Origin of the sequence: Ralstonia mannitolilytica (genome assembly GCF_000954135.1) — a bacterium.
GTDB classification, from domain to species: domain Bacteria; phylum Pseudomonadota; class Gammaproteobacteria; order Burkholderiales; family Burkholderiaceae; genus Ralstonia; species Ralstonia mannitolilytica.
Window position 1 is genome coordinate 1171372 of the sequence record NZ_CP010799.1, and the last position, 26408, is coordinate 1197779.

The following is a 26408-nucleotide window of genomic DNA, read 5'->3' on the forward strand; positions in this document are numbered from 1 at the left end:
AGCGAGCGCCAGCCCTGTCGGGGCCGCGCGCAGCGGCGGGACACCGACGATGATGTGCCCCCGTGCGCGCCTGCGCGCGCAGCCCTGTTCCCGATCTGCATGACCGAACCGAACCGAGCCAGGAAAAACCGGCAGCGCCCTGCTGTTGCCGCGCCCGACCAGCGAACCGCCCACCGGCGCAACACGCTGGCATTGCGCCCGCTGGTGTTCGCCGTGGCCGGTGTCTGGACGGCGACGTCCGCGGCGCAGAGTGCGGACCCGACGCAATCGACCGCGTCTGCGGCGACACCGGCTTCATCCGTCACGGCCTTGGCCACGTCCGGGCCCACCACCCCGGGCGGCAGCCCGCTGGTGCCCAAGATGGCCGAGCCCATCAAGCGTCCGGACAACACGGTCCCCACCTTCACGGCGGCCGACACGATGGACGGCCGCACGAACGAGGACATCCACCTGCGCGGCCACGGCGAGCTGCGCCGCAACGGTGCCGTCATCAAGGGTGACACCCTCGATTACAACCAGGACACCGACGTCGCCACCGCCACCGGCAACGTGCGCATCTTCCGCGACGGCACGCTCGTCACCGGGCCGGATGCCAAGCTGAAGGTCACGGCCAACGAAGGCACCATCAGCACGCCGGCCTACGAGTTTCACACCACGGGCGGCCACGGCACGGCCGAGCGCATCGACTTCCTGGACAAGGACAACAGCCGCATCACGCGCGGCACGTACACGACGTGCTCGCCGGACAACGTCGACTGGTACTTCAGCGCAAGCCGCATCGACATCGACAGCGACCGCCAGGTCGGCACAGGCCGCAACGGCGTGCTGCACTTCTTTGGGGTGCCCGTGTTCGCCGCGCCGGTGATGGACTTTCCGCTCAACGACGACCGGCGCAGCGGCTTCCTGCCGCCGGTGTTCGGCTACAACAGCCGCAGCGGCGCAGACGTCACGCTGCCGTATTACTTCAACATCGCGCCGAACCGTGACCTGACGCTGTATCCGCGCCTGCTCACGCAGCGCGGCCTGCAGCTCGGCGCGGAATACCGTTATCTCGGCTCGAGCTACGGCGGCGTCCTGCGCGGCGAATTCCTGCCTAACGATCGCGAGGCCGACCGCGACCGCTGGTCGATCGCGTTGCAGCACACGCAGCGCCTGGCGCCGGGACTGAACGCCTACGTGAACTACAACAAGGTCTCCGACAACACGTATCCGGATGACCTCGGGCGCAGCATCGTCACGGCGACGCAGCGCCAGTACACGCAGGAAGGCGGCGTCACGTATTCCATCGGTGATTGGCTCGCGACGGCGCGCGTGCAGAAGTTCCAGACGCTGTCGACCGAGACCACGCCGCTGTCCCCGCCGTACGAGCGCCTGCCGCAGTTGAACCTGATGTACAACCGGTACGACATCGGCGGGTTCGACATCAACTTCCAGACCGACTACACGCGGTTCTCGATCCCCACGGCCAACACCGTGCAGGGCGAGCGCCTCTTCATGCAGCCGACGATCAGCTACCCGATCGTCCGCCCCGGTTGGTACGTCACGCCGAAGTTCATCCTCAACACCACGGCGTACCGCCTCGATCGCCCCGCCGGCGACACGCAGGACACGCAGATCAACCGCACGCTGCCCACGTTCTCGCTCGATTCGGGCATGACGTTCGAGCGCGATGCGCCGATGGTGTCCAAGCTCTTCGGCGTGAGCTACATCCAGACGCTGGAGCCGCGCCTGTTCTACGTGTACACGCCGTACCGTGACCAGTCGCAGATTCCGCTGTTCGATACCGGCCAGTCCGACTACAACCTCGGCCAGATCTTCACCGAGAACCCGTACACCGGTTACGACCGCATTGCCGACAACAACAAGCTGACCGCGGGTGTGACCACGCGCTTCATCGAGGCCGAATCCGGCATCGAGCGCCTGCGCGCCACCATTGCGCAGCGGATCGACTTCGAGGGGCAGCGCGTCACGCTGGCAGGCGCGGCGCCGACGTCGGTGCGCCGCTACTCGGACCTTCTGGGCGCGACCACGATCCAGATGTTCCGCGGCATCTTTTTCGATACGAACCTTCAGTACAATCAGGACATCGACCGCATCATGCGTTCGACCGTGGCGTTCAGCTGGAAACCCGAGGCCAACAAGGTCATCAACCTCGGCTACCGCTATTACCGGCAGGACGCCAACACCGGTCAGTTGCCGCTGGAGCAGGCCGATATCTCTGCGCAGTGGCCGATCACGCGGCGCCTGTACGGCCTGGGCCGCATCGGCTACGACATGGATGCGAAGAAGCCGTCGGATATGCTCCTTGGCTTCGAATACGTGGCCGACTGCTGGGTGGGCCGGCTCGCCGTGCAGCGCTACAGCAATGCCGTATCGGGCTACACGACACACATCTTCGCCCAGATCGAATTCAAGGGCCTGTCGAAGGTGGGGAACAATCCGATCGATGTGATCCGTTTGAACGTGCCCGGCTACCAGCCGGTGTCCGCGCAGCCGATTACGCCGTCCGTGCTGGATCAATATGAATAACGACATCATGGCTTTCCAATCGACCGCTTTTGCCACGCGCGTGGCACCACTGGGCCGCCTGCGTGTGGCGACTGGCGTGCTGGTCGCGCTCATGGCCGGGACCATGCTGTCGCCCGCGGCTCATGCCCAGCAGGCGCAATCGACAAAGAAGGGTGCGCCCGCGGTGCGCGGCATCTTTGCGAACCCGGGCTCGTCGCCGACGCAGCCGCTGCTGCAGGGCACGCTGCCGGGCCCGACCGCCGCGGGCACGCAGCGCAGCCAGCTTGTCGACGAGGTGGCGGCCGTGGTCAATACCGACGTCATCACCCGCCGCGAACTGCTGAACCGCGCCGACCTCGTCGAGCGGACCTTCCGCGCGCAGAACCGTCCGCTGCCCCCGCGCGCCGACCTGCTCGGCGAGGTGCTCGAGCAGCTGATCCTGGAGCGCGTCCAGGCACAGACAGCCAAGGAGAGCGGCATCCGCGTGTCCGACGCCGACGTGGACCGCGCCGTGGAAAGCGTGGCCCAGCGCAACAACCTGTCGGTGGCGCAGCTCAAGGGCAAGCTGGCGGAGGCAGGCATGCCGTACGACAAATACCGCGCCGACCTGCGCCAGGAGATTCTGCTGGCGCGCCTGCGCGAGCGCGAGGTCGACTCCAAGGTGCAGGTCTACGACGGCGAGATCGACAACTACCTCGCGCAGCAGGGCGGTGGCGCGGCACCCGCCGGCGAAGAGCAATACAACGTCGCGCAGATTCTCGTACCGGTGCCCGAAGACGCCACGGATGCGCAGAAGGCGGCGGCTCGCAGCAAGGCAGAAGGCCTGCTCAGGCAAGCCCAGGGCGGCGCAGATTTCGCCAGACTGGCGCGTGACAATTCCGCGGCCCAGGATGCCGCGCAAGGTGGTGAGCTGGGGCTGCGCCCGATCGGTCGCCTGCCGGCGGTGTTCGCCAACGCGGTCGTCGACATGAAGGCCGGCCAGGTGGCGAGCCAGGTCGTCGAGAGCCCCGCCGGCTTCCACGTGCTGAAGCTGCTGGAGAAGCGCGCCCCGAGCACGGCCATCGCCGCCAAGGTCCAGCAGACGCAGGTGCGCCACATCCTGATCAAGACCGGGCCGACCATGTCGGCAGACGATGCACGCCGCCAGCTGGCGGGATTGCGTGATCGCATCGTCCACGGCTACGACTTTGGCGATGCGGCGCGCCGTTACTCGCAGGATGGCTCGGCCAGCGCGGGCGGTGAGCTGGGTTGGGTGTCGCCGGGCCAGCTCGTGCCGGAGTTCGAACACGCGATGAACGAACTGAAGCCGGGCGATATCTCGCAGCCGGTGCAGAGCCAGTTCGGCGTGCACCTGATCCAGGTGGAGGGCCGCCGCGAGGCTGAAGTGCCGGTGGACCGCCAGCGCGACTATGCGCGCTCGGTGATCCGCGAGCAGAAGATCCAGGCTGCGTACGAAGACTGGCTCCGCGAGCTGCGCGATACGGCGCACGTGGAGTATCGCGTGAACCGTCAGCAGTAAGCTGGCGGATGTCCGCATCGCTCACGGCCGCCTGCGGGCGGCCGTGGCGTTTTTACCGACCGAACACGTTGCAATGAACGTTCCATGCTGAACATCGCCATCACCACCGGAGAGCCCGCCGGCATCGGTCCCGACATCACCGTGGCGGCTTTGCTGCACATCGCGCGGCAGGGCCCGGCGCGCTATGCCGACGTGCATTGGCACGTGATCGGCGATGCGGCCTTGCTGCAGGCGCGTGCAGACGCGCTCGGGCAGGGCGATTTCTGGCGCGTGGCGTCGACGGCGTTGACGATCGTGGAACGTCCTCTCGGCGCGCCGGCGCGAGCGGGCGTGCTCGATGCCGCCAACGGGCATTACGTGCTGGAGCTGCTCGATGCCGCCATTGACGGCTGCCTGGCCGCCGCGCCCGACGGCGTGCGCTATGACGCAATGGTCACGGCACCGGTGCAGAAGAGCACGATCAATGATGCCGGGGTGCCCTTCACGGGCCACACCGAATATCTCGCCGAGCGCAGCCGCACGCCGCGTGTGGTGATGATGCTGGCCGGCCCGCAGCCGGCGCACGGCAACGCCATGCTGCGCGTGGCCCTGGCGACGACGCATCTGCCCTTGCGCGAGGTGCCGGACGCGATCACGCCGGCCGTGCTCGACGAGACGCTCGATATCGTCGCGCGTGATTTGCGTGCGCGCTTCGGGCTGAACGCCCCGCGCATCCTCGTGACCGGGCTGAACCCCCACGCCGGCGAATCGGGGCATCTGGGCCGCGAAGAGATCGAGGTGATCGAGCCGGCCATTGCGCGGGCGCTGGCACGCGGCATCAACGCGCGGGGCCCGTATCCGGCCGATACGCTGTTCCAGCCGCGCCTGCTGGCCGATGCCGACTGCGTGCTGGCGATGTATCACGACCAAGGCCTGGCGCCGCTCAAGTACGGCACGTTCGGCCATGGCGTGAACATCACGCTGGGGCTGCCGTTCGTGCGCACGTCGGTCGACCACGGCACGGCGCTGAACCTCGCGGGCACCGGCCGCGCCGACTTCGGCAGCATGATCGAGGCGATCGACACTGCCATTGCCATGGCCCGGCACGATCTACGTTCCTGATTTCACCTTTCCCGACACGAGTTTCGCGATGGCACGATCCACGACCGGCGTACACCAGGGGCACCAGGCCCGCAAGCGCTTCGGCCAGAACTTCCTGGTCGACGACGGCGTGATCCACGCCATCGTTGCCGCCATTGATCCGCAGCCCGACGACGTGCTCGTTGAAATCGGCCCCGGCCTCGGCGCGCTGACCATACCGTTGATGGACCGCGTGCGCACGCTGCAGGTGGTCGAGCTGGACCGCGACCTCGTCGCGCGCCTGCAGAAGCGTTTCGGCGATCGGCTGATCGTGCATGCCGGCGATGCGCTGGCGTTCGATTTTGGCGCGCTGCATGAGGCGGGGCGGCCGCTGCGCATCGTCGGCAACCTGCCGTACAACATCTCGAGCCCGCTGCTGTTCCACCTCGCGGCGTTTGCCGACCGCGTGCGCGACCAGCACTTCATGCTGCAGAAGGAAGTGGTCGACCGCATGGTGGCCGCGCCGGGCAGCAAGGCGTTCAGCCGGCTGTCGGTGATGCTGCAGGTGCGGTACTACATGGAGCCGGTGCTCGATGTGCCGCCGGGCTCGTTCAATCCGCCACCGAAGGTCGATTCGGCCGTGGTGCGGATGATCCCGTGGCCGGCCGGCAAATCGCCGTATGCGCCGGTCGACATGCGCGCCCTCGGCACGGTGGTGACGATGGGGTTCTCGCAGCGGCGCAAGGTGCTGCGCAACACGCTGGGCGCGTTGCGCGACGTGGTCGATTTCGATGCGCTCGGCTTCGATCTGGGACGGCGCGCCGAAGAGGTGCCGGTGGAGGACTTCGTGGCGGTGGCCAACGCGCTGCCGGCCGAGCGCATCGCCGGCAGCTTCCCGGATATCACCGAAGGTTGACGAGCAGGATGCCGGAGAGCACCAGTACCGCGGCCAGCGCAAAGCGCAGGCCCACCGGCTCGTGCAGCAGCAAGACGCCGAAGGCCACGCCAAACAGCGGCGTCAGGAACGAGAACACCGACAGGCGCGACGCCAGGTAGCGGCGCAGCAGCCAGAACCACGTCAGGTAGCTCGCGAACGCAATCAGCACGGCCTGGTAGGCCAGGCTCGCCAGCGCGGTCGGCGTGAGGTTGGCCGTGGCGATCTGCCCCGTGCCGGCGGCCATCACCATCAGCATCACGGCGGACACCGCGAGTTGGTACAGCAGTGTCTTGGCGGCCGGCGCTTCCGAGAGCTTGCTCGCCCGCACGACGATGGTCGTCGCGCCCCACAGCGCGCCTGCCGCCACGCCGAGCGCATCGCCCAACGACGTGGACGGACCGGCGGCAGGGTGCAGGATGCCGTCGGCAAAGGCCAGCACGATCCCTGCAAAGGCGATGCCGATGCCGGTCCACTGACGCGGGCGCAGGTGCTCGCCGGGCACGAAGAAGTGCAGGCCGAGCGCGGTGAAGATCGGGGCGGTGTAGAGAAACACCGCCATGCGCGAGGCCGTGGTGTAGCTCAGGCCGATGAAGATGCACAGGAACTCGACGCCGAACAGCAGGCCCGCCACGAGCCCGCCGGGCAACGTGCCGTCGCGCACCGAGAGGGCCGTGCCGCGCCACATTGCAAAGGCGAGCACCAGCACCGACGCAATCGCCGAGCGCACGCCGGCCTGCATGACGGGCCCGACGTCGTGCGCCGCCACCTTGATGGCAACCTGTTGAAAGCCCCAGCACATGCACAGCACCACCATCAGGCTGATGGCGGTGGCGTCCAGGGGCCGGCGCGTGAGGTTAGTGGCGGTTGCCATCGGGCATCGAGCGGGCCTGGATCAGTTCGATCTTGTAGCCGTCCGGATCTTCCACGAAGGCGATGATGGTGCTGCCGCCCTTGACGGGGCCGGCTTCGCGCGTGACCTTGCCGCCGGCCTTGCGGATCTGCTCGCAGGCCTCCGCGGCGTTCTCCACCTCGATGGCGAGATGGCCGAACGCGGTGCCGAGCTCGTACTCGCTCACACCGTAGTTGTAGGTCAGTTCGATGACGGTGTTGCTGGCTTCCGGGCCGTAGCCGACGAAGGCGAGCGAGTACTTGTATTCGGGGTTGTCGCTGGTGCGCAGCAGTTGCATGCCGAGCACCTTGGTGTAGAAGTCGATCGAGCGCTGCATGTCGCCGACGCGCAGCATGGTGTGAAGCATTCGCATGGGATTTCCTTCCTGGGGACTGCGGGGGAAGGCGATATTGTAGGAGGGTGTTGCCCAACGTGCAGAGCCCCCCCGGTCCGACCGCCCCTGCGCCAGCGAATCAAAACGCTGGCAGGTATTCCGGCGGATGCGAGCGCAGCTGCTCGCGCGCTTCGCGGAACTCGGGGAAGATCGACTCGACCGTGTCCCAGAAGCGCGGGCTGTGGTTCATCTCCTTCAGATGCGCGAGTTCGTGCGCGACTACGTAGTCGATCAGGCTCAGCGGAAAGTGCACGAGCCGCCAGTTCAGGCGGATCTTGCCGTCGGCCGTGCAGCTTCCCCAGCGCGTGGCAGCCGAAGACAGCGCATACGCACTGTGCCGCACGCCCAGGCGCTCGGCATACACGTCGAGGCGCTCGCCGAAGAGGCGCCGCGCCTGCGTCTGCAGCCAGCCCTGCACGCGGTCCTTGATCTGCTGCTCGGTCGCGGAGGGCGGCAGGCCAAGGTGCAGCATGCACGTGTCGGCATCGAACATCAGCGCGCCGATGGGCGATTCCAGCTTGAGCGTGATCGTCTTGCCGAGGAAGGGCAGCGTTGCGCCGTCTTCCCATGCCATGGGCGGCAGCACGCGGCGTGCGGCACTGCTGCGCCATTCGGCCAGCTTGGCGAAGATCCACTTCTGCTTTTCGGCGATGGCGTGCTCGATCTCGGCAAGCGTGACCCAGCGCGGCGCCGTGATCGACAAGCCGCGGTCATCGATGACAAAGCCGATGGTGCGCCGCGAAGAACGCTTCAGGTTGTAGACGAGCGCGCGTTCGCCCAGCGCCAGCCGGCGCTGGTTGGGGCCCAACGGCACGGTGGAAGGGTCGAATGCCGGCGGCGCGAGCAGGCTGGCGTCCGACGGCGCACCAGGCTCCGACGGCGCCTCGGGCGCGAGCAACGGCAGCTCGAGCTGAGCGCTGTCGGCGGCGGTGGGCGAAGTCGGTGGGCGCAGCAGTTTCATGCGGGCTCGCGGTAGCTGTCGGCGTCGATTCTACGCATTTCGGTTTCGATCCATGTCTGGACTTCGCGGTTGAGCTCATCGCTTGTCTTGCCGGCGCTCGAAATGGCGGGGCCGACAGACACCGTGATCAGGCCGGGATGCTTGAGGAACGCGTTGCGCGGCCACAGCCGCCCGGAATTGAGCGCGATGGGCAGCACCCATGCGCCGGTGTCGACGGCAAAGCGCGCGCCGCCGCTCTTGTAGCGCGGATTGGGTGCGCCAACCGGCGTACGCGTGCCTTCAGGGAACATGATCATCCACGCGCCGTCGGCCATGCGCGCCTTGCCCTGGCGCGCCACCGAGGCGAACGCGTTGGCGCCGTCCTTGCGGTTGATGTGCACCATCTTCAGCATGCCAAGCGCCCACCCGAAGAACGGCACGTACAGCAGTTCGCGCTTGAAGACATAGCACAGCGGCCGGGGCATGGTGGCCGGAAACGCCAGCGTTTCCCACGCAGACTGGTGCTTGGAGAGCAGCACAATGGGCTTGTTGCTGGCGACGGCCGCCTCAACGTGTTCCCAGCCTTCGTACTTCCAGCGGATGCCGACGAGCCAGCTTGCCACCCACAGCGTGATCTTGGTCCACGCGGCCGCGACCCAGAAACGCCGATGCGGATTCAGAAACGGAAACGTGATGAAGCAGAACACCGCATGCAGCGGCGTATAGACGATCAGGTAGACCAGGAACAGCAGCGAGCGGATGAAGGTCATGGTGCGGATTCAGGGTGCCCGTGACGGCGTGCCGTGCGGTGCGGGCGAAAGCAGCGCGCGCGCGAACGCGCGCAGGTCCTGGTGAATCTGGGTGCCGGGCGGCAGGTTGCCGGCATCGCGCGTCTTGGCGCCCTTGCCGGTCAGCACGAGATGCGGCACGGCGCCAACCTCCACGCCGGCCTGCAGGTCGCGCAGCGAATCGCCGACCACGGGCACGCCCGACAGGTCCACGTCGAAGCGCCGGGCAATCTCGCGGAGCATGCCGGCCTTGGGCTTGCGGCATTCGCACGCGTCCGCGGCGGTGTGCGGGCAGAAGAAGACCGCATCGACGCGCCCGCCGAACGTGGCGAGCGCCTTGTACATCTTCTCGTGCATCGCGTTGAGTGCGGCGGCCTCGAACAGCCCGCGCCCGATGCCTGACTGGTTGGTCGCCACCACGACCTGGTAGCCGGCCTGGTTCAGTTCGGCAATGGCTTCCAGGCTGCCGTCGATGGCGATCCACTCGTCGGGCGACTTGATGAACTGATCGCTGTCGAGGTTGATGACGCCGTCGCGGTCGAGGATCACCAGCTTGGGGACATGCGGCATGGCAGGCTCCGGACGAGGCTCAGGCGGCCAGCTTGGAGATGTCCGCCACGCGGTTCATCAGGCCGTGCAGCTGGCCCAGCAGCGCGAGACGGTTGTTGCGCAGCGCGGTGTCGTCGGCCATCACCATCACACCGTCGAAGAAGGTGTCGACCGCTTCGCGCAGGCCGGCCAACGTCTTCAGGGCGGTGGTGAAATCGCCGCGCGCAAAGGCATTGTCCACTTGCGGCTCGGACGAGGCGACTGCATCGTGCAGGGCGCGCTCGGCGTCTTCCTTGAGCAGCTGCGGCTGCACCGCCCCGATGGCCGCGTCGGTCTTCTTCAGGATGTTCGTGATCCGCTTGTTGGCGGCAGCCAGCGATTCGGCCTGCGGCAGGGCGGCAAACGCACGCACGGCTTCGAGGCGCGCGACGATGTCATCGAGGCGTTGCGGGCGCTGGCTGACCACGGCTTCCACCTCGTTGGTGCTGTACCCCTTGTCCTTCAGATAGCCGCGCAGGCGGTCGTACAGGAAGTCCGTGATGGCGGCCAGGTCCGGCTTGACGGCCGCGATGCCGTCGAAGCTCGCGGCAGCCGTCTGCAACGCGTCGTCGATGGTCAGCGTCAGCGGCTTCTCGATCAGCATGCGCAGGATGCCGAGCGCGTGGCGGCGCAGCGCGAACGGGTCTTTCTCGCCCGTCGGTTGCAGGCCGATGCCCCAGATGCCGACCAGCGTTTCGAGCTTGTCGGCCAGCGCGACCACGGTGCCGGTGGCGGAGCTGGGCAGCGCGTCGCCAGCAAAGCGCGGCTGGTAGTGCTCCGAGCAGGCCAGCGCCACGTCGTCGGGTTCGCCGTCGTGGCGGGCGTAGTAGGTGCCCATCGTGCCCTGCAGCTCGGGGAACTCGCCGACCATGTCGGTCAGCAGGTCGGCCTTGGCCAGCAGCGCAGCTCGCGAGGCGTGCGCGACATCGGCGCCCAGCTTTTCTGCGAGTTGACCGGCGATCGCCTGCAGGCGCGAGACACGCTCCAGCTGCGTGCCGATCTTGTTGTGATAGACCACGCGCGAGAGCAGCGGCACGCGGTCGGCCAGCGGCTTCTTCTTGTCCTGCTCGAAGAAGAAGCGGGCGTCGGCCAGGCGCGGGCGCACCACGCGCTCGTTGCCTTCGATGATGGCTTCTGGCGTGCTCGTGGCCAGGTTCGAGACGATCAGGAAGCGGTTGCGCAGGTGGCCTTGGGCGTCCGTCAGCGCGAAGTACTTCTGGTTCGTCTGCATGGTCAGGATCAGGCATTCCTGCGGCACGGCGAGGAACGCTTCCTCGAAGTGGCACGGGTAGACCACGGGCCATTCGACCAGCGCGTTGACTTCATCCAGCAGCGCTTCGGGCATCACCACCGTATCGTTGCCGGCCGTCCTGAGCAGCTCGGCGCGAATGGCTTCGCGGCGCTTGGCGTAGCTCGCGATGACCTTGCCCTGTGCTTCGAGCGTGCTCGCGTAGGACGCAGCGTCCTCGATGACGATTTCACCGGCCGACAGGAAGCGGTGGCCCAGCGTCACGTTGCCCGATTGCAGGCCGAGCACGCTCGCGGGAATGATCTCGCTATCAAGCAGGGCGACGAGCTTGTGTGCCGGACGCACGAACTGGACGCTCTCGCCGTTCGGGCGCTGGTACGTCATCACCTTCGGGATCGGCAGACTGGCGATGGTCTGAGACAGCGCGGTCTGCAGCCCATCGGCCAGCACGGCGCCGCGCGCGGTGTAGCGGTAGAACAGCGACTCCGCCTTGCCGTCCGGCGCGCGCTCGAGCGACTCGGGAGCGATCGTCTCCACACCGACCGTCTTGGCCAGTGCAGCCAGCTTCTTGATGAGCGGCGCGGCGGGTTTGCCCTCGGCGTCGAAGGCGATCGTCACGGGCAGCACCTTCTCGCGCAGTTCGCGATCGGGCGCGGCACGGCGCACACCGGTGATCGATGCCGCCAGGCGGCGCGGCGTGGCAAAGCCTTCCACGGCAGCGCCTTCTTCAAGCAGGCCTTGCGCCGACAGACCATCAAACAGGCCGCGCGCAAACGCGTCGCCCAGACGGGCCAGCGCCTTGGGCGGCAGTTCTTCGGTCAGCAGTTCGATCAGGAGGGTGGACATAGCGTTGAAAATCGGTGACGTCGTTGTTCTGCGCCGCTCACGTTCCATGGGCGGCAATTACGTAATGGGGGCTCAGCAAGGCGATCCGGGCACGGGTTCCACGGCGGAAAGCAGCCACACGCCGTTCTGCTGCTGGAACTGCAACTGCGTGCCCGCGCACTGGCCCGGCGGGGGCGGCGGCGCGATCGGCGCGGGGTTGGTCCCGGGCGTGGCGGCGTCGCGGCGCAGGAAGCGGGCGGAAAGCGTGCCGCGGCGGGCGTCGTAGCGCACTTCCTGCAGCGTGCCCGATACGTTGAACTCCAGCCGGCTCGGCAGTTGTCCCAACGAGCGGAAGACGCGCGCGCGGCGCTGTGCCTTTGCACCGGAGCCTTGCCATTCCACCCAGGTGAACGGGAAGCGCAGGGCCGTCGCATACGTGCGCAGCGGCACGCGGTGCCAGCCCAGATCGCGCGCGCCGGACAGGTCGCACGCCATGGTGCGCGCGAGGCTCGTCCATTGGTCGAGCGAGGGCGGCGGCGGCGTCCATGCCGTGCTCAGCGCCTGTTGCAGCGGTTTGGAATCGGCCACGCACAGCTGCGTGAGGCTGCTGGGCACGACAAAGATCTTCTCGGCCGATGTTGGCTTGGAAGTGCGGTGCCGCGCGGCCTGTGCCACGCCTGTCGGCAGCGCCAGCGCAGCAACGGCCGCGGCCGTCAGCAGCGCCAATCCACGCCGTGCACGGACGGCGGTCATGCGGCCTCCGCGGTCTTGGCACCGGCAGCGGCCGTGCCGCACATCGGAAAGCCCAGGCGCTCGCGCGAGTCGTAATAGGCCTGCGCGACCAGACGCGACAGGTTGCGGATGCGGCCGATGTAAGCCGCGCGCTCCGTCACCGAGATGGCGCCCCGTGCATCCAGCAGGTTGAACGTGTGGCCGGCCTTGAGCACCTGCTCGTAGGCGGGCAGGGCGAGCTGCACGACCGGTGCGCCGTCGTCCGCCGCACCTTCCTCGCGCACGCCCATCAGGCGCTTGGCCTCGGCTTCATGCTCGGCAAAGCGGCGGAACAGCACGGCGGTGTCGGCCTGCTCGAAGTTGTAGGTCGATTGCTCGACTTCGTTCTGGTGGTAGACGTCGCCGTAGGTCAGGCGGCGCTTGACGGGGCCGTTGGGGCCCGGCTCTTCCCATTCCGTCCAGACAAGGTCGTAGACGTTCTCGACCTGCTGGATGTACATCGCCAGGCGCTCGATGCCGTACGTGATTTCGCCCGTGACGGGCTTGCAGTCGAGGCCGCCCACCTGCTGGAAGTACGTGAACTGCGTGACCTCCATGCCGTTGAGCCAGACTTCCCAGCCCAGACCCCACGCGCCGAGCGTCGGGTTCTCCCAGTCGTCTTCGACGAAGCGGACGTCGTTCTGCTTCAGGTCCAGGCCCAGCGCTTCCAGCGAGCCCAGGTACAGGTCGAGGATGTTCTCGGGTGCCGGCTTGAGCACCACCTGGTACTGGTAGTAGTGCTGCAGGCGGTTCGGGTTCTCGCCGTAGCGACCGTCCTTGGGGCGGCGCGACGGTTGCACGTAGGCCGCACGCCAGGGTTCCGGGCCGATGGCGCGCAGGAAGGTGTGGACGTGCGAGGTGCCGGCGCCGACTTCGAGGTCAATCGGTTGCAGCAGGGCGCAGCCCTGGGCGTCCCAGTACGACTGCAGCTTGAGAATGAGTTGCTGGAAAGTAAGCATGGTGGTCCCGAAGGTCCGTCGAGGCAGCACAGTGCTGCGCGGCGGTGGAATGCAGCGGCGGGCACCGCGCGTTTTGCTGCGGTGCCCGCCGTAAAACGTTGAATTTTAGCGTTTTTTGTCGGCTGTCCCGGAAAGTGGCTGCAAAGCCCTCCGGGCCGTCGTCGATCAGTGCGCTGCCGCCCGCCGACGGCGCGCCAGCACAACCAGCAGCACCAGCAGGCTCACGCCCAGCGCAGGCGTGTTGCCGGCGCGTACAAACGGCGTCAGGCCTTGCATGCCCTGCACATCGGCCTGCAGCGTACCGAGCGTGAAGGCGGGCAGGCGCGCCTGCACGGTGCCGTCCGGACGGATCACGGCGGTGGCGCCGGTGTTGGTCGCGCGCAGCATCGGGCGGCCGGTTTCCAGGGCTCGCATGCGGGAGATCTGCAGGTGCTGGTCCAGCGCGATCGTGTCGCCAAACCATGCCAGGTTCGTCACATTGGCGAGCATCGTGGCGGGGTGGTCCGCGTGCCGCAGCGACGCAGCGATCTCTTCGCCAAACAGATCCTCGTAGCAGATGTTGGGCGCGACGCGCTGGCTCGCGACCGTCATGGGCGGCTGCACGCGCTGGCCGCGGCGGAAGTCGCCCAGCGGCATGTTCATCATGTTGACGAACCAGTGGAAGCCGAAGGGGATGAACTCGCCGAACGGCACGAGGTGGTGCTTGTTGTAGCGGTACACGCCATGGAAGTCGGGGCCGATGCCGAACACGCTGTTGGTGTAATCGACGCGCGAATCCTCGCTGGCGGCCCCGAACAGGATGCTGGAGCCGGTCGTGTCCGCATACGTGCGCAGGGCCAGCGCAATCTCCTGCGGCATCTCCTGGATCATGATCGGGAACGCCGTCTCGGGCGTGACCACCAGTTGCGCGGGCTTTTCGGTGACGAGCTTGGTGTACAGCGCCAGCGAGCGCTCGATGCCGGTCTGCTGGAACTTCACGTCCTGCGGCACGTTGCCCTGCAGGAGGCGCACGGAGATCGGCCTGCCCACCGGTTGCGTCCACGCAATGCCGTGCAGCGGCCAGCCGGCGACCAGCACGATCGCGGCCGCGATGCCGGCCACCCAGGGCAGGCGGCGCTCGGCGGCCACGCACAGCAGGCCCGCCAGCGCCGCGGCGATGAGCACGATGCCGTACACGCCCACCAGCGGTGCGTAGCCGGCCAGCGGGCCATCGGTATGCGCGTAGCCGCCGTTGATCCACGGAAAGCCCGTCCACACGGTGCCGCGCAGCCATTCCGTCACCGCCCACGCCGCCCCGAACGTGAGCGCCGATGCGGCACCCGCCCACTGGCCGCCGCGTCGACCTCGGGTGAGCCATTGCCAGGCCCACGCCGCCAGGGCGGGATGCAGCGCCAGGTACCCGGAGAACAGCAGCACCGCCAGCGCGGCCATCCACGCCGGCATGTCGCCGTAGACGTGCATGCTGATGTAGAGCCACCAGATGCCAGACAGGAACCAGCCCAGCCCGAAGGCATAGCCGACCCACGCGGTATCACGCAGACGCGGTGCGCGCTCGGCCAGCGCCGCCAGCCCCGCGAGCGACAGGATCTGCAGCCACCACCAATGGTTCGGCGCGAACGACAGCGTGTGCATGACGCCGAGCAGCGCCGCCAGCGGCATGGCCAGACGCAAGCGTGCAAGCGGCACGACCGGGGTGTCCTGCCGGCGGGACGAATCGGCGGCAGGCGAAGAGAACAGAGCGGGCACGGAAAGGATCAGGCGGGGTTGGAACCGGAAGACGCGGCCGCAGCGCTGCCGCCGGCCGGCGAGGCGACGCGGCGCACGAGCAGGACCTGCACCTGGCGCGCATCGGCGCGCAGCACGTCGAACTGCAGCGAGCCCATGACGATCTTCTCGCCGCGGTGCGGCACGCGGCCCAGGTGATTGGACAGCAGCCCGCCGATCGTATCGACGTCCTCGTCGGAGAACTGCGTGCCGAACGCCTCGTTGAACTGGCTGATCTCGGTCAGGCCGCGCACGCGCATGTGGCCGTCGGCGGTGGGCAGGATGTTGTCTTCTTCCTGGTCGAAGTCGTACTCGTCTTCGATATCGCCGACGATCTGCTCGAGCACGTCTTCGATGGTGATGAGGCCGGCCACGCCGCCGTATTCATCGACGACGATGGCAATGTGGTTGCGGTTGACGCGGAAGTCACGCAGCAGGACGTTCAGCCGCTTGGACTCCGGGATGAACACGGCCGGGCGCAGCATGTCGCGCACGTCGAAGCCTTCGTCCGTATAGAAGCGCAGCAGATCCTTGGCCAGCAGGATGCCGATGATGTTGTCCCGGCTGCCCTCGTACACCGGAAAGCGCGAATGCGCGGCTTCCTGCACGAAGGGAATGAACTCGGACGGCGCGTCGGCGATGTTGATCGCGTCCATCTGGGCGCGCGGGATCATGATGTCTCGCGCACACAGGTCGGAGACCTGAAACACGCCTTCGATCATCGACAGGGAGTCGGCGTCGATGAGATTGCGCGCGTGGGCGTCTTGGAGGATTTCGAGAAGCTCGGCCCGCGATTCGGGCTCGGGCGAGATGAGGTCGGTCAGGCGTTCCAGCAGCGAGCGAGGTTTGTCGGCTGGCTTCGGACTGGGATACGGATCATTCATGGCGCGGTCGCGCGTCGTTAAACATCGGGCCAGCATACACCAAAAGACCTCGCGCCCAGATGACAGCCGGTGGCAGCCGGCTCTATGGAAGTGCGTGGATTTTCACTTCCGGAGGCCGGCCCGAGTGCGGTGCTAATCGTCGCCCCGATGATGGCCGCCGTCGTGGTCGCCGCCTTTGCGACCGCCTTGTCCGGTGTCGTCACTATGGCGGCTGCGGTCATGGTCGCCATCGCCAGCCCGGTCATGATGACCGCCATGGTCGTGGCCTTGGCCGTCGTGGTCGCCGTCGCCGCCATGGTCGTGGTCGCCACTGTGGCGGCCATGGTCACCGTCCCCACCGTGGTCTCCTCCGTGTGGGCCGCCGCTGCCGCCATGGTCACCGTGCTCGCCGTCGTGGCCATGATCGTGATCGTGGCCATGGTGATGGCCGCCATGATGATGCCCGCCGTGGCAGCTTCCGCACGGGGATGGAACCGGTGCCGGGGTCGGCGTCGGTGTTGGTGTTGGTGTTGGTGTTGGTGTCGGTGTCGGTGTTGGTGTTGGTGTTGGTGTTGGTGTTGGTGTCGGTGTTGGTGTTGGTGTTGGTGTCGGAGTCGGAGTCGGAGTCGGCGTCGGCGTCGGCGTCGGCGTCGGCGTCGGCGTCGGCGTCGGCGTCGGCGTCGCACCGGGGCCGGGTGCTGGCGTCGGGCCAGGGCTCGGCGATGTGCCGGGTGCGGGAGCGGGCGTCGGGCTGGGCTTGCCTGGTGCGTTGTTGTCGTTGGGCGGCGGGCTGGTGCTGTTGCTTGTCGGTGCGGTAGCCGGTGCGGCGGCCACCGGGTGCGAGTTGCCGTGATACCGGCCGAGCGTGCTCGCGCCGCCGTAGGCTGTCCAGCGTCCGGCGAGCTCCTTGTCGAGGCCCGCCAGCCAGTGGTCGCCCGTGACGCCCACCCCCATCAGCGCCTTGCTGCTCGCAAAGTCATAGCCGCCGCCGATGAGTGCCTGCACGCTCGTGCTGCCGACGACGGCCTGCACGCGCGGCCGGATCGTCCCTTGCGCAACCATCAGGTTGATTTCCGCACCGACCACATTGTTGCTGTCCGATACGTTCACCGTGCGGCAGCCCACCACGGCGCCCGGATGCCACGCACCGTCGAATACGACGACGATGCCTGCGTAGCATGACTGCCGGTGATCGGCGCGTGCCGTTCCGGGCGTGACGGCTAGCGCGGTGCCGACACCCACGCCGACGAGCAGCGTGGTCCACGGAATGCTGTCCATGAAGCGTTGACGCATGATGACCTCCCCGCTGGGCCGTGCCGGTCTGTGCGCGGGTTGGCCCGATGGCGCTCGTTCGCGCCGATGGATTCAGCACGCTCGAGTGGCGGCTTATGCGTCGAGGATAGGAATCGACGTCGCGCGAGCCCATGGGCCGTACGGACACGGTGCACGTGTCGAATGACCGATGCCAAAAGCCGTACGCATGCGCGGTTTGACGGGCGCGCCCATGCGCCAAATGGCGGAGGACCGGCCGCCAACCGGTGTCAGGGCTGGACGCGCGGCAAACCGGGAGACGATTCAGGACTGAAACATCCGGGCCCGCAAAGCAAAACGCCGGCATGGAGCCGGCGTTGCAGGGGGGCGATGCGCTTCAGCGATCGGCGTACGGATCGGCAAAACCGAGTTCGCCGAGGATCTGCGTTTCGATGCCTTCCATCTCTTCGGCATCGGCGGGGTCTTCGTGGTCGTACCCTTGCGCGTGGAGCGTGCCGTGCACGATCAGGTGCGCGTAGTGGGCAAGCACCGGCTTGCCCTGCTCCTTCGCCTCGTTCACGACCACCGGGTGGCACAGCACGATATCGGCCGAGACCGGGTCATCCTCGTTCTCTGCGTAGGAGAAAGTCAGCACATTGGTGGCGTAGTCCTTGCCGCGGTACGTGCGATTGAGCGTGCGGCCCTCCTCCTCGCCGACGAAGCGCACGTTGAGCTGCGCATCGGCAAACAGCGCCGGCGCGATCCACGCCTCGATGTCCTGCTCCTTGGGCAGCGCCTTGCGGGCGGCGGCCTTCAGTTCATCGCCGTGCTGCACGGTCAGGTCGAGCGTGAGCATCTCTGCGCCGCCGAATGCCTCGTCGATGTCTTCGGCTTCAGCGGGCTGCGTCGCATCGGCTTCGACGCTTTCGATCTGCAGCGTGATGCTGTCGTGGTGCTCGGGGCGCAGCGACAGCATGGCATGCGTGTTGGCATCGGAGTGCTCGGCGACGAGCGTGATGGCGCCGTCGGCCGTGTCCGGCAGGCTCACGATCAGGCTGCGGCCGTCGGCGAACGCGATGCGCAGGGCGCTGGCGTCCACGGTCTTCGGCTTGCCCTTGGCGTCGAATACGTCGACGCGCGGGCCGGTGGCTTGAGGTTGGATCTTCTTGCTTTTGGTCTTGGTGTTCGCTTTGGCCACGTTCAGGCGTCCTTATGCATCTTTATGCTGGGCATGGAATTCGTCATAGGCCTCGACGATGCGGGCCACCAGCGGGTGGCGCACGACGTCGATGCTGGAAAAGCGGGTCATTGCCACGCCGCGCACGTCGCGCAGCACATGCTGCGCTTCCACCAGGCCGCTCTTCTGTCCGCGCGGCAGGTCGATCTGCGTGGTGTCGCCGGTGATGACGGCCTTGGAGCCGAAGCCGATCCGCGTGAGGAACATCTTCATCTGCTCAGGCGTGGTGTTCTGCGCTTCGTCGAGGATGATGAATGCGTGATTGAGCGTGCGGCCGCGCATGTAGGCGAGCGGCGCGATCTCGATCATCTGCCGCTCGAACATCTTCTGCGTCTTGTCGAAGCCGAGCAGGTCGTACAGCGCGTCGTACAGCGGACGCAGGTACGGGTCCACCTTCTGGGCGAGGTCGCCGGGCAGGAAACCCAGGCGCTCGCCGGCTTCCACGGCTGGGCGCGTCAGCACGATGCGCTTGATGGCGTCGCGCTCGAGCGCATCCACCGCGCAGGCGACGGCCAGGTACGTCTTGCCCGTGCCCGCCGGGCCGATGCCGAACGACAGGTCGTGCGAGAGGATGTGGCGCAGGTACTGGCGCTGCATCGGCGTGCGGCCGTGCAGGTCGGTGCGGCGCGTATGCAGCACCGGCGAGAGGTCGTTGCCGTCCGACGTTTCAAGGTGGGACGCCGGCAGGTGTGCGCCGTGTGCGGCCACCTGGCGCGTCTCGACCAGGCCAAGCTGGATGTCATCCACCGACAGCGGCTCGCGCGCGGCGTTGTAGAACGTTTCCAGGGCATTCGCTGCGCCTTGCGCGTTGGCGCCGCGCACGGTGAACTTGCTGCCGCGCCGGTTGATCGTCACGTCCAGCGCCTGCTCGATCTGCCGCAGGTTCTCATCGAGCGGCCCGCACAGGTTCTGCAGGCGCGCGTTGTCGTTCTTGGGCGCGGTGAATTCAGCGAGGGTCGGTTTCATCAAATCGGTCTGTGTCGATGATCAGTTGACCGCGTCCGCCACCACTTCGCCGCGCAGCGAGTGCGGATACGCATGGACGATGCGCACGTCCAGCATCTGGCCGACGAGCTGGTCGCGGCGCGCCTGCGGCAGATCGGGCAGGGCGAAGTTGACCACGCGGTTGTTCTCGGTGCGGCCGTGCAGTTCGGTCGGGTCCTTGCGCGACGGGCCTTCCACGAGAATCCGCTGCACGCTGCCGACCATGCCCTCGCTGATGCGGACCATGTTGGCGTCGATGGTCGATTGCAGCAGCTTCAGGCGCTCGAGCTTTACCGCGTGCGGCGTGTCGTCGTGCAGGTTGGCCGCCGGCGTGCCGGGGCGCGGGCTGTAGATGAAGCTGAACGAGTTGTCGTACCCGATCTCGTGAATCAGGTCCATCGTCTTGGCGAAGTCCGCATCGGTCTCGCCCGGGAAGCCGACGATGAAGTCCGTGGCGATGGAGATGTTCGGCCGGATCGCGCGCAGCTTGCGGATGATGCTCTTGTATTCGAGGACCGTGTAGCCGCGCTTCATCGCCATCAGGATGTGGTCGGAGCCGTGCTGCACGGGCAGGTGCAGGTGGTCGACCAGCTTGCGGTTGGTCGCGTACGCCTCGATCAGGCGCGAGGTGAATTCCTTCGGATGGCTCGTCGTGTAGCGGATGCGCTCGATGCCGGGAATCTCGGCCACGTATTCGAGCAGCAGCGCGAAATCGGCCCGCTCGTTCGTGTCGCCCATCTTGCCGATGTAGGCGTTGACGTTCTGGCCCAGCAGCGTGACTTCGCGCACGCCCTGTTCGGCCAGGCCGGCCACCTCGGTGAGCACGTCGTCGAACGGGCGGGAGACCTCCTCGCCGCGCGTGTACGGCACCACGCAATAGCTGCAGTATTTCGAGCAGCCTTCCATGATCGACACGAACGCGGTGGCGCCTTCCACGCGCGCCGGCGGCAGGTGGTCGAACTTTTCGATCTCGGGGAACGACACGTCGACCTGCGAGCGGCCCGTGCGGCGGCGCGCGGCGATCAACTCCGGCAGGCGGTGCAGCGTCTGCGGGCCGAAGACGACGTCCACGTAAGGCGCGCGCGCCACGATGGACGCTCCTTCCTGGCTCGCGACGCAGCCGCCCACGCCCACCACGAGGTCCGGCTTGAGCGCCTTGAGCGCTTTCACGCGACCGAGTTCGGAAAACACCTTTTCCTGCGCCTTTTCGCGCACGGAGCACGTGTTGAAGAGAATCACGTCCGCATCTTCGGGCGTGTCGGTGGGGACGAGGCCTTCAGCCGCATTGAGCACGTCGGACATCTTGTCCGAGTCGTACTCGTTCATCTGGCAGCCGTAGGTTTTGATGAAGACTTTTTTCATGTGCCGTTCACAGTGGTTGACCTGGGGGCACGTATTTCGTGGGGTTGCGGACTGCGCTATTGCGACGGGCTCTGGGCCTGCGCGGCCACCGCGGCCTTGTAATCCTCGTCGCTGACCACCCAGGCGGTCAGCAGCTGCTGATACAGGTCGAGCTGGTAGCGCACCTTGAACGTCTGGCCGACCACCGAACCCGGCGGCAGCAGGCGCCCGTCCAGCGACAGGATCCGCACACCCGGAGCGAAGCGGATATCGGCGCTGCTGCTGCCGAAACCGAGCAGCAGGATGCGGACCAGGCCGGTGCTGCCGGTGCTCAGCGTGCCGGTGTTGGCCGAATTGACGGTCAACTGGGCCGCCGGCGCCGTCGCCGGGATATTGCGCAGCACCTGCGCACGGGCGGACAGCGAAACCGTTGCCGCTGCAGCGGCGGCGGCAAAGGCTAGGGCGAGGACTTGGCGTCGGGTGCGCATGGCGTCGTCAGGGGAAAGCCACCGCCGGGTGAGCGACCCGGCACACGAAACACGAGACAACCCGACATTGTAACGCCGGCAGGTGGGTTCCTATCGCGCCCCGGCAATCTGTGCGGCCAGCGCGACACCGCTGAGGAAGGCGGCCTCCACGCGCGGCCCTTCGCACCAGTCGCCGCAGGCGCCCAGGCGGGTGGCGGCGTCCCAGTGGCACGGCACGCCGGCGGGCTGCTCCACGAGCGCGTGCGGCCACAGGTGCGCGGCCATCACGTCCGGCTCCGGCATGCCGGGGAAGACCTCGGCAAAGCGGGCATGCATGGCGTGCAGCGCCTGCTCCGGGGTGTCGTGCGCGTGCGCGGCAGACCAGCCCGGCGACGCATGCACGACCCACGATTCGTCGACCATCACGCGGCCCGGCTTGGTATTGTCGCGGGCGGCCCAGGCGAGCATGTCATCGTCGATGCGGATGCCGTCGTAGGGCACGCTCAGCGGTTGGGCGAAGCCCATCATCAGCGCCCAGCACGGGGCGTAGCCGACCGGGGCGATGGTCTCCTGCAACGAGGCCGGCGTTGCGCCATGGAACAGCGCCGGCAGCTCGGGCGCCGGCAGGGCGAGGGCGACGATGTCGGCGTGGACGGCTTCCGCGCCGTGGCGCTCGAGGGTCCAGCGGCGGCCGTCGTGGGCCACGCGCGTGACGGCATGGCCGAATCGCACGTCGAGCGGCGTGGCGAGGCTGCGCACCAGCGCGCCCATGCCGGGCAGGCCGACGTAGCGGGCTTCGTCGCGCGTGTCGGGCTGCAGCGCGTCTGCGGTGCGATGGCCCCAGCGTGCCGGCCAGGGCATCACCGAGCCCTGCCGGCGGGCCGCGTCCACTGCGCGGCGGAAGGCCTCGCTGCGTACGTTGAACGACTGCGCGCCGTGGTCGAACGCATAGGCGGGCGCCCCCTCGGGCAGCACCGTGGTGGCCAGCCGGCCGCCCACGCCGCCGGCACGCTCGTAGACCGTGGCGGCGATGCCCTCCGCGGCGAGCGCATTGGCACAGGCAACACCGGCAATGCCGGCTCCGACGATGGCGATGGAAGGCTGGGTCATGGGCGGGGCAGGAAAGGTGGGACGGCTGGCCAGAAGGGCGGCAGCAAACTCCCGCCATCATATCGGGTCGCGCCGCAACGAAAAACGCCACCCGGAGGTGGCGTTTGCCGTGGATCAATGGCCCGGCCAGCACGGCCGGCCGGTCGGCCACTTAGAACTTGTAACCGATCGCCAGCCCGAAGACGATCGGGTCGACCTTGATGTCGGTCTTGTTGACGGCCAGCACCTGGCCCTGCTGGCTGCGGATCGTGATCGTCGAGGTCGTCTTCAGCGGCAGGTACGACACGGTGCCGATGGCAGTCCAGTTCTTGGCGAATTCATACGACACGCCCACGTTGGCCACCGGCGTCCAGGAGCTCGACGTTTCCGCTGTCACCTTGGCCGGCCCGGTCGGGACCTGGCCCATGCCGAGCTGCAGGACCTGCCCGAGGTTCTGCAGCGCATTCACGAAGTTCGAGTTCAGGCGCAGGTTGGTGAAGAAGTTGTAGCTCACGCCGGCACCGAGGAACGGGCGGAACTTGCTCTCCTTGGTGCCGAAGTAGTACTGCGCGACGATGGCCGGGCTCCACTCGCGCACGGTCGCGACGGGGTTGTTCTGCGGCAGGCCCAGGTTGATGAGTGTGAGCGGACCGACGACGGGCACCGGCGCGATCACGTTGCCGCTGCCGTAGAGGTTGAATTTCGGCGGTACGCCGCCCACGAACGTGCCGGCGAGGTTGTCGGTAAAGAAGTGCGTGAACGTGAGCGACAGCGTGTTGGCGTTGCTGACTTTCACGTCAGTTCCCGGCGACTGGTACGTGCCCAGGCCCAGCGCGCTGGTGGTGGTCGTCAGCGGCGTGGCGGAGTCCATCGGGCGGATGTAGAACCAGCCCATCGCCATCACGTTGCGGCCCCAGACGTAGTCGTCCATGAACTTGCCGAACCCGCCGCCACCCCCGCCGGAGCCTTCGGCGCCCGTGCTGGCGCTTGCGGCGACATTGGCCTCGGCGGTGGATTGGGCATGGGCCAGGGAGCCAGCGAAGGTGCTGGCGGCAGCGCAGGCAAGCGCTGCGGCAAGGCGGCGGGCAGTGCGGTTCATGTGGTTGTCTCTCTGGATGGGATTGTTATTTCGCCGGGTGGGGCGATTTGTGTTTTCGCAGCATAACGCAGCGTTTTCGCCGGATTGACCGAAGCTTTCCTCTAGCTGGTACGCACGCAACAAGGGGTTTCCCCTAGTCTCGTTTCATACCGTCCGCCGGCCGGCGGTGCCTTGGTGCACAACGGTCTGCGGGCGGTGCACTAAAACTTGTATTCCGGGTTTTTGGGGTTGAAGGTCTGGTCGCTCCACGTCTTGCGCGTCACGCTTTCGATGACGATCTTCTCGAGCTGGTTGCCCGATTCGTCCCACGATTCTTCGATGCGAACCCATGGGTTCCGGAGGTCGAAATACAGGCTCACGCGCTTGGCGTAGAACGCCGGCGGCCCGCCGGGCGCATCCCAGGTCAGCCGCAGCATGCGCTCGCCGTTTTCGGTGACGACCCGGGCGTCGTTGAACTTGCCGGTGCCGCCGGCCGCGACATGCGCGCGTCCGTCGCGCTCGACGGAATCGACGATGAACTGCAGGCCCAGCTCCCGCGCCGTGTGGTTGGACTGCGATTTCGCCAGCGCGCCATCCAGCGCACTCCAGATGGCCGCAAAGCCGAAGACGCCGCCCAGGTGGCCGTACATCTCGTCCTTGCGCACAGTCTCGTCGTAGAGGATTTCCTGGCCGGCATGCGCGCCGCCCTTGAGCCAGCGCGCATACACCTGGCGCGGCGCGTTGCGGTAGCGCACCAGCATGAGGGAGGGCTGGCTTTGCCACTGTTCTTTCACGCGCTCCTGGCGGCGCATGCGGTATTCGTACTCGGGCAGCTTGGCGACTTCGGCGCGCAGCCAGCGCACCAGCGTCTCGGGCTTCATGGCCTGGGCCATGGCGAGGATGTCCTCGTCGGACCAGTTGGCGAAGGCATTGGCGTGGACCTGGCTGCCGAGCCATGCCGTCTGCCTGGCGACGTCCATGGCGGCAAAGCTGCCGATGGCGGCGGACGGCGTTGCGGTGCCGGCGGCTGGGGCAGAGGCCTCCGGCGTCTGCGGCTGGGCCGCCGCGCTCCAGGCCAGTGCGGCCACCAGGACGAGGGTGCGCAGCTGCATGCGGGTCTCCCGTGCGATGGTCGTTGTACTCATTGCTGTGCCTGCGCGGCCCGGGCGCGCTGGATGTCGGGGTCGGCATCGCGCAGTTCGCGGCGCAGGATCTTTCCGACGGTCGATTTGGGCAGTTCTTCGTGGCGGAACTCGACGATGCGCGGCATCTTGTAGCCGGTCAGATGCGCACGGCAGTGTTCGAGCAGCGCGGCTTCCGTGAGCGCGCCGGTGCGTGGCACGACGATGATCTTCACGCGTTCGCCCGCCACCGGGTCCGGCACGCCGATGGCGGCCACCTCGAGCACCCCGGGATGGAGCGCCACCACGTCCTCGATTTCGTTCGGGTACACGTTGAAGCCCGAGACGAGGATCATGTCCTTCTTGCGGTCGATCAGCCGGATGTAGCCGTTGGCGTCCATCACGCCGATGTCGCCGGTGGAGAACCACCCGTCGGCGTCGATCACCTTCGCGGTCTCGTCCGGGCGCTGCCAGTAGCCGCGCATGACCTGCGGGCCGCGCACCTGCAGCTCGCCGGGTTCACCGATCGGTGCGATGGTGCCGTCGTCGCGCTTGAAGCGCACTTCCGTGGACGGTGCCGGCAGGCCGATCGTGCCGCTGAACTCGGTGATGTCGGGCGGGTTCATCGACACGACCGGCGAGCATTCCGTCAGCCCATATCCTTCGACGATGGTGTGGCCGGTGACCTTCTTCCAGCGCTCTGCAATCGCGCGCTGCACGGCCATGCCGCCGCCGATGGTGATCTTCATGGCCGAGAAGTCGCGGTTGGCGAATTCCGGGTCTTCCAGCAGCGCGTTGAACAGCGTGTTGACGCCCGCGATGCCCGAGAAGCGTTCCTTGCGGAGGATGAACAGCACGCGCTTGGTATCGCGCGGATTGGCGATCAGGATGTTGCGCCCGCCCATGGTCATGAACATCAGCAGGTTCACCGTGAGCGAGAAGATGTGATACAGCGGCAGCAGCGTGACGTTGGTCTCCGCCTCATCCGAGAGCATGCCCTTGGACCACACTTCCGCCTGCAGCAGGTTCGCGATGATGTTGCGGTGGGTCAGCATCGCGCCCTTGGCCACGCCCGTGGTGCCACCGGTGTATTGCAGGAAGGCGATGTCTTGGGGTTCCAGCTGCACCGGCTGCAGCGTGCGCGAGCGTCCCGTGGCGAGCGCATCGCGCAGCCAGACGGGGGAGGGCAGCGTGTACGGCGGCACCTGCTTCTGCACGTGGCGCATCACGAAGTTCAGCGCGCGGCCCTTGAGGTTGAGCGCGCCGCCCATCAGGTCGCCAATGCCGGTGATGACGATGTTGCGCACCTGGGTGCCAGGCAAGGCCTGCTCCAGCGTGCGCGCGAAGTTCTCCAGCACGACGATGGTCTGCGCGCCGGAATCGCGCAACTGGTGCGCCAGTTCGGGCACCGTGTACAGCGGGTTCACGTTGACGACGATGGCGCCGGCCAGCAGCGTGCCGAACAGGCACACCGGGTACTGCAGGCTGTTGGGCAGCATGATTGCCACGCGGTCGCCCTTCTTCACGCCGCGCGACTGCAGCCATGCCGCGAAGTCCTTCGCCTGGCGTTCGCATTCGTCGTAGGTCATCTCCGTGCCGACACTCACGTAGGCGACGCGGGTGCGGTATTTCTCCACCGATTCGCGAAACACCTCGGCCAGGGAGTGGTAGCGGTCGGGGTCGATCTCGGCAGGCACGCCTTCGGGATACGACTTCAGCCAGATGCGGTCGGTCAGATTGCTGCGGTCGGCAACGGTGTTCATGGTGTCTCCGTCCATGAAACGCGG

23 protein-coding genes are annotated in these 26408 nt (G+C 67.3%); 4 read left to right on the forward strand and 19 right to left on the reverse strand.

Features of this window, described 5'->3' with window-relative positions; translation table 11 throughout:
• Positions 1–99 precede the first annotated feature (99 nt).
• The 4 genes from TK49_RS05650 (at position 100) to rsmA (ending at position 6002) form a co-directional block, all read left to right on the forward strand.
• Positions 100–2529, forward strand: a complete 2430-nt coding sequence (locus tag TK49_RS05650; RefSeq protein WP_045785832.1) for an LPS-assembly protein LptD — start codon at positions 100–102, stop codon at positions 2527–2529.
• Between the two features lie 7 nt (positions 2530–2536).
• Entirely contained in the window at positions 2537–4027 is a 1491-nt protein-coding gene (locus TK49_RS05655) for a peptidylprolyl isomerase (protein WP_180964282.1), read from the forward strand.
• Positions 4028–4111: 84 nt separating this feature from the next.
• Positions 4112–5128 carry a 4-hydroxythreonine-4-phosphate dehydrogenase PdxA gene (gene pdxA, locus TK49_RS05660; protein WP_045785834.1) on the forward strand — a complete coding sequence of 339 codons (1017 nt, stop codon included), beginning with the start codon at positions 4112–4114 and terminating at the stop codon, positions 5126–5128.
• A 28-nt stretch (positions 5129–5156) separates the two neighbouring features.
• Positions 5157–6002, forward strand: a complete 846-nt coding sequence (gene rsmA, locus TK49_RS05665; RefSeq protein ID WP_045785835.1) for a 16S rRNA (adenine(1518)-N(6)/adenine(1519)-N(6))-dimethyltransferase RsmA — start codon at positions 5157–5159, stop codon at positions 6000–6002.
• On the opposite strand, the gene TK49_RS05670 is transcribed toward rsmA, so the two are convergent.
• The 19 genes from TK49_RS05670 to TK49_RS05765 form a co-directional block, all read right to left on the reverse strand.
• Positions 5989–6894: a DMT family transporter gene (locus TK49_RS05670; RefSeq protein ID WP_045785836.1), complete on the reverse strand. Its 906-nt coding sequence runs from the start codon at positions 6892–6894 to the stop codon at positions 5989–5991. The genes rsmA and TK49_RS05670 overlap by 14 nt on opposite strands.
• Entirely contained in the window at positions 6878–7285 is a 408-nt protein-coding gene (gene gloA / locus TK49_RS05675) for a lactoylglutathione lyase (RefSeq protein WP_045785837.1), read from the reverse strand. The genes TK49_RS05670 and gloA overlap by 17 nt, the downstream gene beginning before the upstream one ends.
• Before the next feature lie 100 nt (positions 7286–7385).
• Positions 7386–8267, reverse strand: a complete 882-nt coding sequence (locus TK49_RS05680; RefSeq protein ID WP_045785838.1) for a M48 family metallopeptidase — start codon at positions 8265–8267, stop codon at positions 7386–7388.
• Complete coding sequence (locus TK49_RS05685; RefSeq protein WP_045785839.1) at positions 8264–9016, reverse strand: lysophospholipid acyltransferase family protein; 753 nt, start codon at positions 9014–9016, stop codon at positions 8264–8266. The genes TK49_RS05680 and TK49_RS05685 overlap by 4 nt, the downstream gene beginning before the upstream one ends.
• 9 nt (positions 9017–9025) lie before the next feature.
• Positions 9026–9604: a D-glycero-beta-D-manno-heptose 1,7-bisphosphate 7-phosphatase gene (gmhB, locus tag TK49_RS05690; RefSeq protein WP_045785840.1), complete on the reverse strand. Its 579-nt coding sequence runs from the start codon at positions 9602–9604 to the stop codon at positions 9026–9028.
• A 19-nt stretch (positions 9605–9623) separates the two neighbouring features.
• A complete protein-coding gene (gene glyS, locus TK49_RS05695; RefSeq protein ID WP_045785841.1) occupies positions 9624–11717 on the reverse strand; it encodes a glycine--tRNA ligase subunit beta in 2094 nt (697 codons plus the stop codon).
• Between the two features lie 72 nt (positions 11718–11789).
• Positions 11790–12449, reverse strand: a complete 660-nt coding sequence (locus TK49_RS05700; RefSeq protein ID WP_045785842.1) for a hypothetical protein — start codon at positions 12447–12449, stop codon at positions 11790–11792.
• Positions 12446–13426, reverse strand: a complete 981-nt coding sequence (gene glyQ / locus TK49_RS05705) for a glycine--tRNA ligase subunit alpha (RefSeq protein WP_045785843.1) — start codon at positions 13424–13426, stop codon at positions 12446–12448. Before glyQ ends, TK49_RS05700 begins: the two co-directional genes overlap by 4 nt.
• A gap of 165 nt (positions 13427–13591) precedes the next feature.
• Positions 13592–15112: an apolipoprotein N-acyltransferase gene (gene lnt / locus TK49_RS05710; RefSeq protein ID WP_045785844.1), complete on the reverse strand. Its 1521-nt coding sequence runs from the start codon at positions 15110–15112 to the stop codon at positions 13592–13594.
• Positions 15113–15180: 68 nt separating this feature from the next.
• On the reverse strand, positions 15181–16074 hold the full coding sequence (locus TK49_RS05715) for an HlyC/CorC family transporter (RefSeq protein ID WP_045785845.1): 894 nt from the start codon (positions 16072–16074) through the stop codon (positions 15181–15183).
• A gap of 132 nt (positions 16075–16206) precedes the next feature.
• Positions 16207–17346, reverse strand: coding sequence for a hypothetical protein (locus TK49_RS24020; RefSeq protein ID WP_240479942.1), 1140 nt, complete (start codon positions 17344–17346; stop codon positions 16207–16209).
• A gap of 355 nt (positions 17347–17701) precedes the next feature.
• Entirely contained in the window at positions 17702–18502 is an 801-nt protein-coding gene (gene ybeY / locus TK49_RS05730; RefSeq protein WP_045785848.1) for an rRNA maturation RNase YbeY, read from the reverse strand.
• 12 nt (positions 18503–18514) lie between these two features.
• Complete coding sequence (locus tag TK49_RS05735) at positions 18515–19507, reverse strand: PhoH family protein (RefSeq protein WP_045785849.1); 993 nt, start codon at positions 19505–19507, stop codon at positions 18515–18517.
• Positions 19508–19528: 21 nt separating this feature from the next.
• Positions 19529–20887 (reverse strand): tRNA (N6-isopentenyl adenosine(37)-C2)-methylthiotransferase MiaB, encoded by a 1359-nt coding sequence (gene miaB, locus TK49_RS05740; protein WP_045785850.1) that lies wholly within the window; start codon positions 20885–20887, stop codon positions 19529–19531.
• 56 nt (positions 20888–20943) lie between these two features.
• Positions 20944–21354 (reverse strand): hypothetical protein, encoded by a 411-nt coding sequence (locus TK49_RS05745; RefSeq protein WP_045785851.1) that lies wholly within the window; start codon positions 21352–21354, stop codon positions 20944–20946.
• 90 nt (positions 21355–21444) lie between these two features.
• Complete coding sequence (locus TK49_RS05750; protein ID WP_045785852.1) at positions 21445–22443, reverse strand: NAD(P)/FAD-dependent oxidoreductase; 999 nt, start codon at positions 22441–22443, stop codon at positions 21445–21447.
• 151 nt (positions 22444–22594) lie between these two features.
• Positions 22595–23521 carry an OmpW/AlkL family protein gene (locus TK49_RS05755; protein ID WP_045785853.1) on the reverse strand — a complete coding sequence of 309 codons (927 nt, stop codon included), beginning with the start codon at positions 23519–23521 and terminating at the stop codon, positions 22595–22597.
• Between the two features lie 200 nt (positions 23522–23721).
• Entirely contained in the window at positions 23722–24612 is an 891-nt protein-coding gene (locus TK49_RS05760) for a DUF1571 domain-containing protein (protein ID WP_045785854.1), read from the reverse strand.
• A 29-nt stretch (positions 24613–24641) separates the two neighbouring features.
• On the reverse strand, positions 24642–26384 hold the full coding sequence (locus TK49_RS05765; protein WP_045785855.1) for an AMP-binding protein: 1743 nt from the start codon (positions 26382–26384) through the stop codon (positions 24642–24644).
• Between the last annotated feature and the right edge of the window lie 24 nt (positions 26385–26408).

What these genes read in the sequence shown, in the direction of transcription:
- TK49_RS05650 (WP_045785832.1), top strand. Translation starts at nt 100, where the DNA reads ATGACCGAACCGAACCGAGCCAGGAAAAACCGGCAGCGCCCTGCTGTT.
- TK49_RS05655 (WP_180964282.1), top strand. Translation starts at nt 2,537, where the DNA reads ATGGCTTTCCAATCGACCGCTTTTGCCACGCGCGTGGCACCACTGGGC.
- pdxA (WP_045785834.1), top strand. Translation starts at nt 4,112, where the DNA reads ATGCTGAACATCGCCATCACCACCGGAGAGCCCGCCGGCATCGGTCCC.
- rsmA (WP_045785835.1), top strand. Translation starts at nt 5,157, where the DNA reads ATGGCACGATCCACGACCGGCGTACACCAGGGGCACCAGGCCCGCAAG.
- TK49_RS05670 (WP_045785836.1), bottom strand. Translation starts at nt 6,894, where the DNA reads ATGGCAACCGCCACTAACCTCACGCGCCGGCCCCTGGACGCCACCGCC.
- gloA (WP_045785837.1), bottom strand. Translation starts at nt 7,285, where the DNA reads ATGCGAATGCTTCACACCATGCTGCGCGTCGGCGACATGCAGCGCTCG.
- TK49_RS05680 (WP_045785838.1), bottom strand. Translation starts at nt 8,267, where the DNA reads ATGAAACTGCTGCGCCCACCGACTTCGCCCACCGCCGCCGACAGCGCT.
- TK49_RS05685 (WP_045785839.1), bottom strand. Translation starts at nt 9,016, where the DNA reads ATGACCTTCATCCGCTCGCTGCTGTTCCTGGTCTACCTGATCGTCTAT.
- gmhB (WP_045785840.1), bottom strand. Translation starts at nt 9,604, where the DNA reads ATGCCGCATGTCCCCAAGCTGGTGATCCTCGACCGCGACGGCGTCATC.
- glyS (WP_045785841.1), bottom strand. Translation starts at nt 11,717, where the DNA reads ATGTCCACCCTCCTGATCGAACTGCTGACCGAAGAACTGCCGCCCAAG.
- TK49_RS05700 (WP_045785842.1), bottom strand. Translation starts at nt 12,449, where the DNA reads ATGACCGCCGTCCGTGCACGGCGTGGATTGGCGCTGCTGACGGCCGCG.
- glyQ (WP_045785843.1), bottom strand. Translation starts at nt 13,426, where the DNA reads ATGCTTACTTTCCAGCAACTCATTCTCAAGCTGCAGTCGTACTGGGAC.
- TK49_RS05715 (WP_045785845.1), bottom strand. Translation starts at nt 16,074, where the DNA reads ATGAATGATCCGTATCCCAGTCCGAAGCCAGCCGACAAACCTCGCTCG.
- TK49_RS24020 (WP_240479942.1), bottom strand. Translation starts at nt 17,346, where the DNA reads ATGCGTCAACGCTTCATGGACAGCATTCCGTGGACCACGCTGCTCGTC.
- TK49_RS05735 (WP_045785849.1), bottom strand. Translation starts at nt 19,507, where the DNA reads ATGAAACCGACCCTCGCTGAATTCACCGCGCCCAAGAACGACAACGCG.
- miaB (WP_045785850.1), bottom strand. Translation starts at nt 20,887, where the DNA reads ATGAAAAAAGTCTTCATCAAAACCTACGGCTGCCAGATGAACGAGTAC.
- TK49_RS05745 (WP_045785851.1), bottom strand. Translation starts at nt 21,354, where the DNA reads ATGCGCACCCGACGCCAAGTCCTCGCCCTAGCCTTTGCCGCCGCCGCT.
- TK49_RS05750 (WP_045785852.1), bottom strand. Translation starts at nt 22,443, where the DNA reads ATGACCCAGCCTTCCATCGCCATCGTCGGAGCCGGCATTGCCGGTGTT.
- TK49_RS05755 (WP_045785853.1), bottom strand. Translation starts at nt 23,521, where the DNA reads ATGAACCGCACTGCCCGCCGCCTTGCCGCAGCGCTTGCCTGCGCTGCC.
- TK49_RS05760 (WP_045785854.1), bottom strand. Translation starts at nt 24,612, where the DNA reads ATGCAGCTGCGCACCCTCGTCCTGGTGGCCGCACTGGCCTGGAGCGCG.
- TK49_RS05765 (WP_045785855.1), bottom strand. Translation starts at nt 26,384, where the DNA reads ATGAACACCGTTGCCGACCGCAGCAATCTGACCGACCGCATCTGGCTG.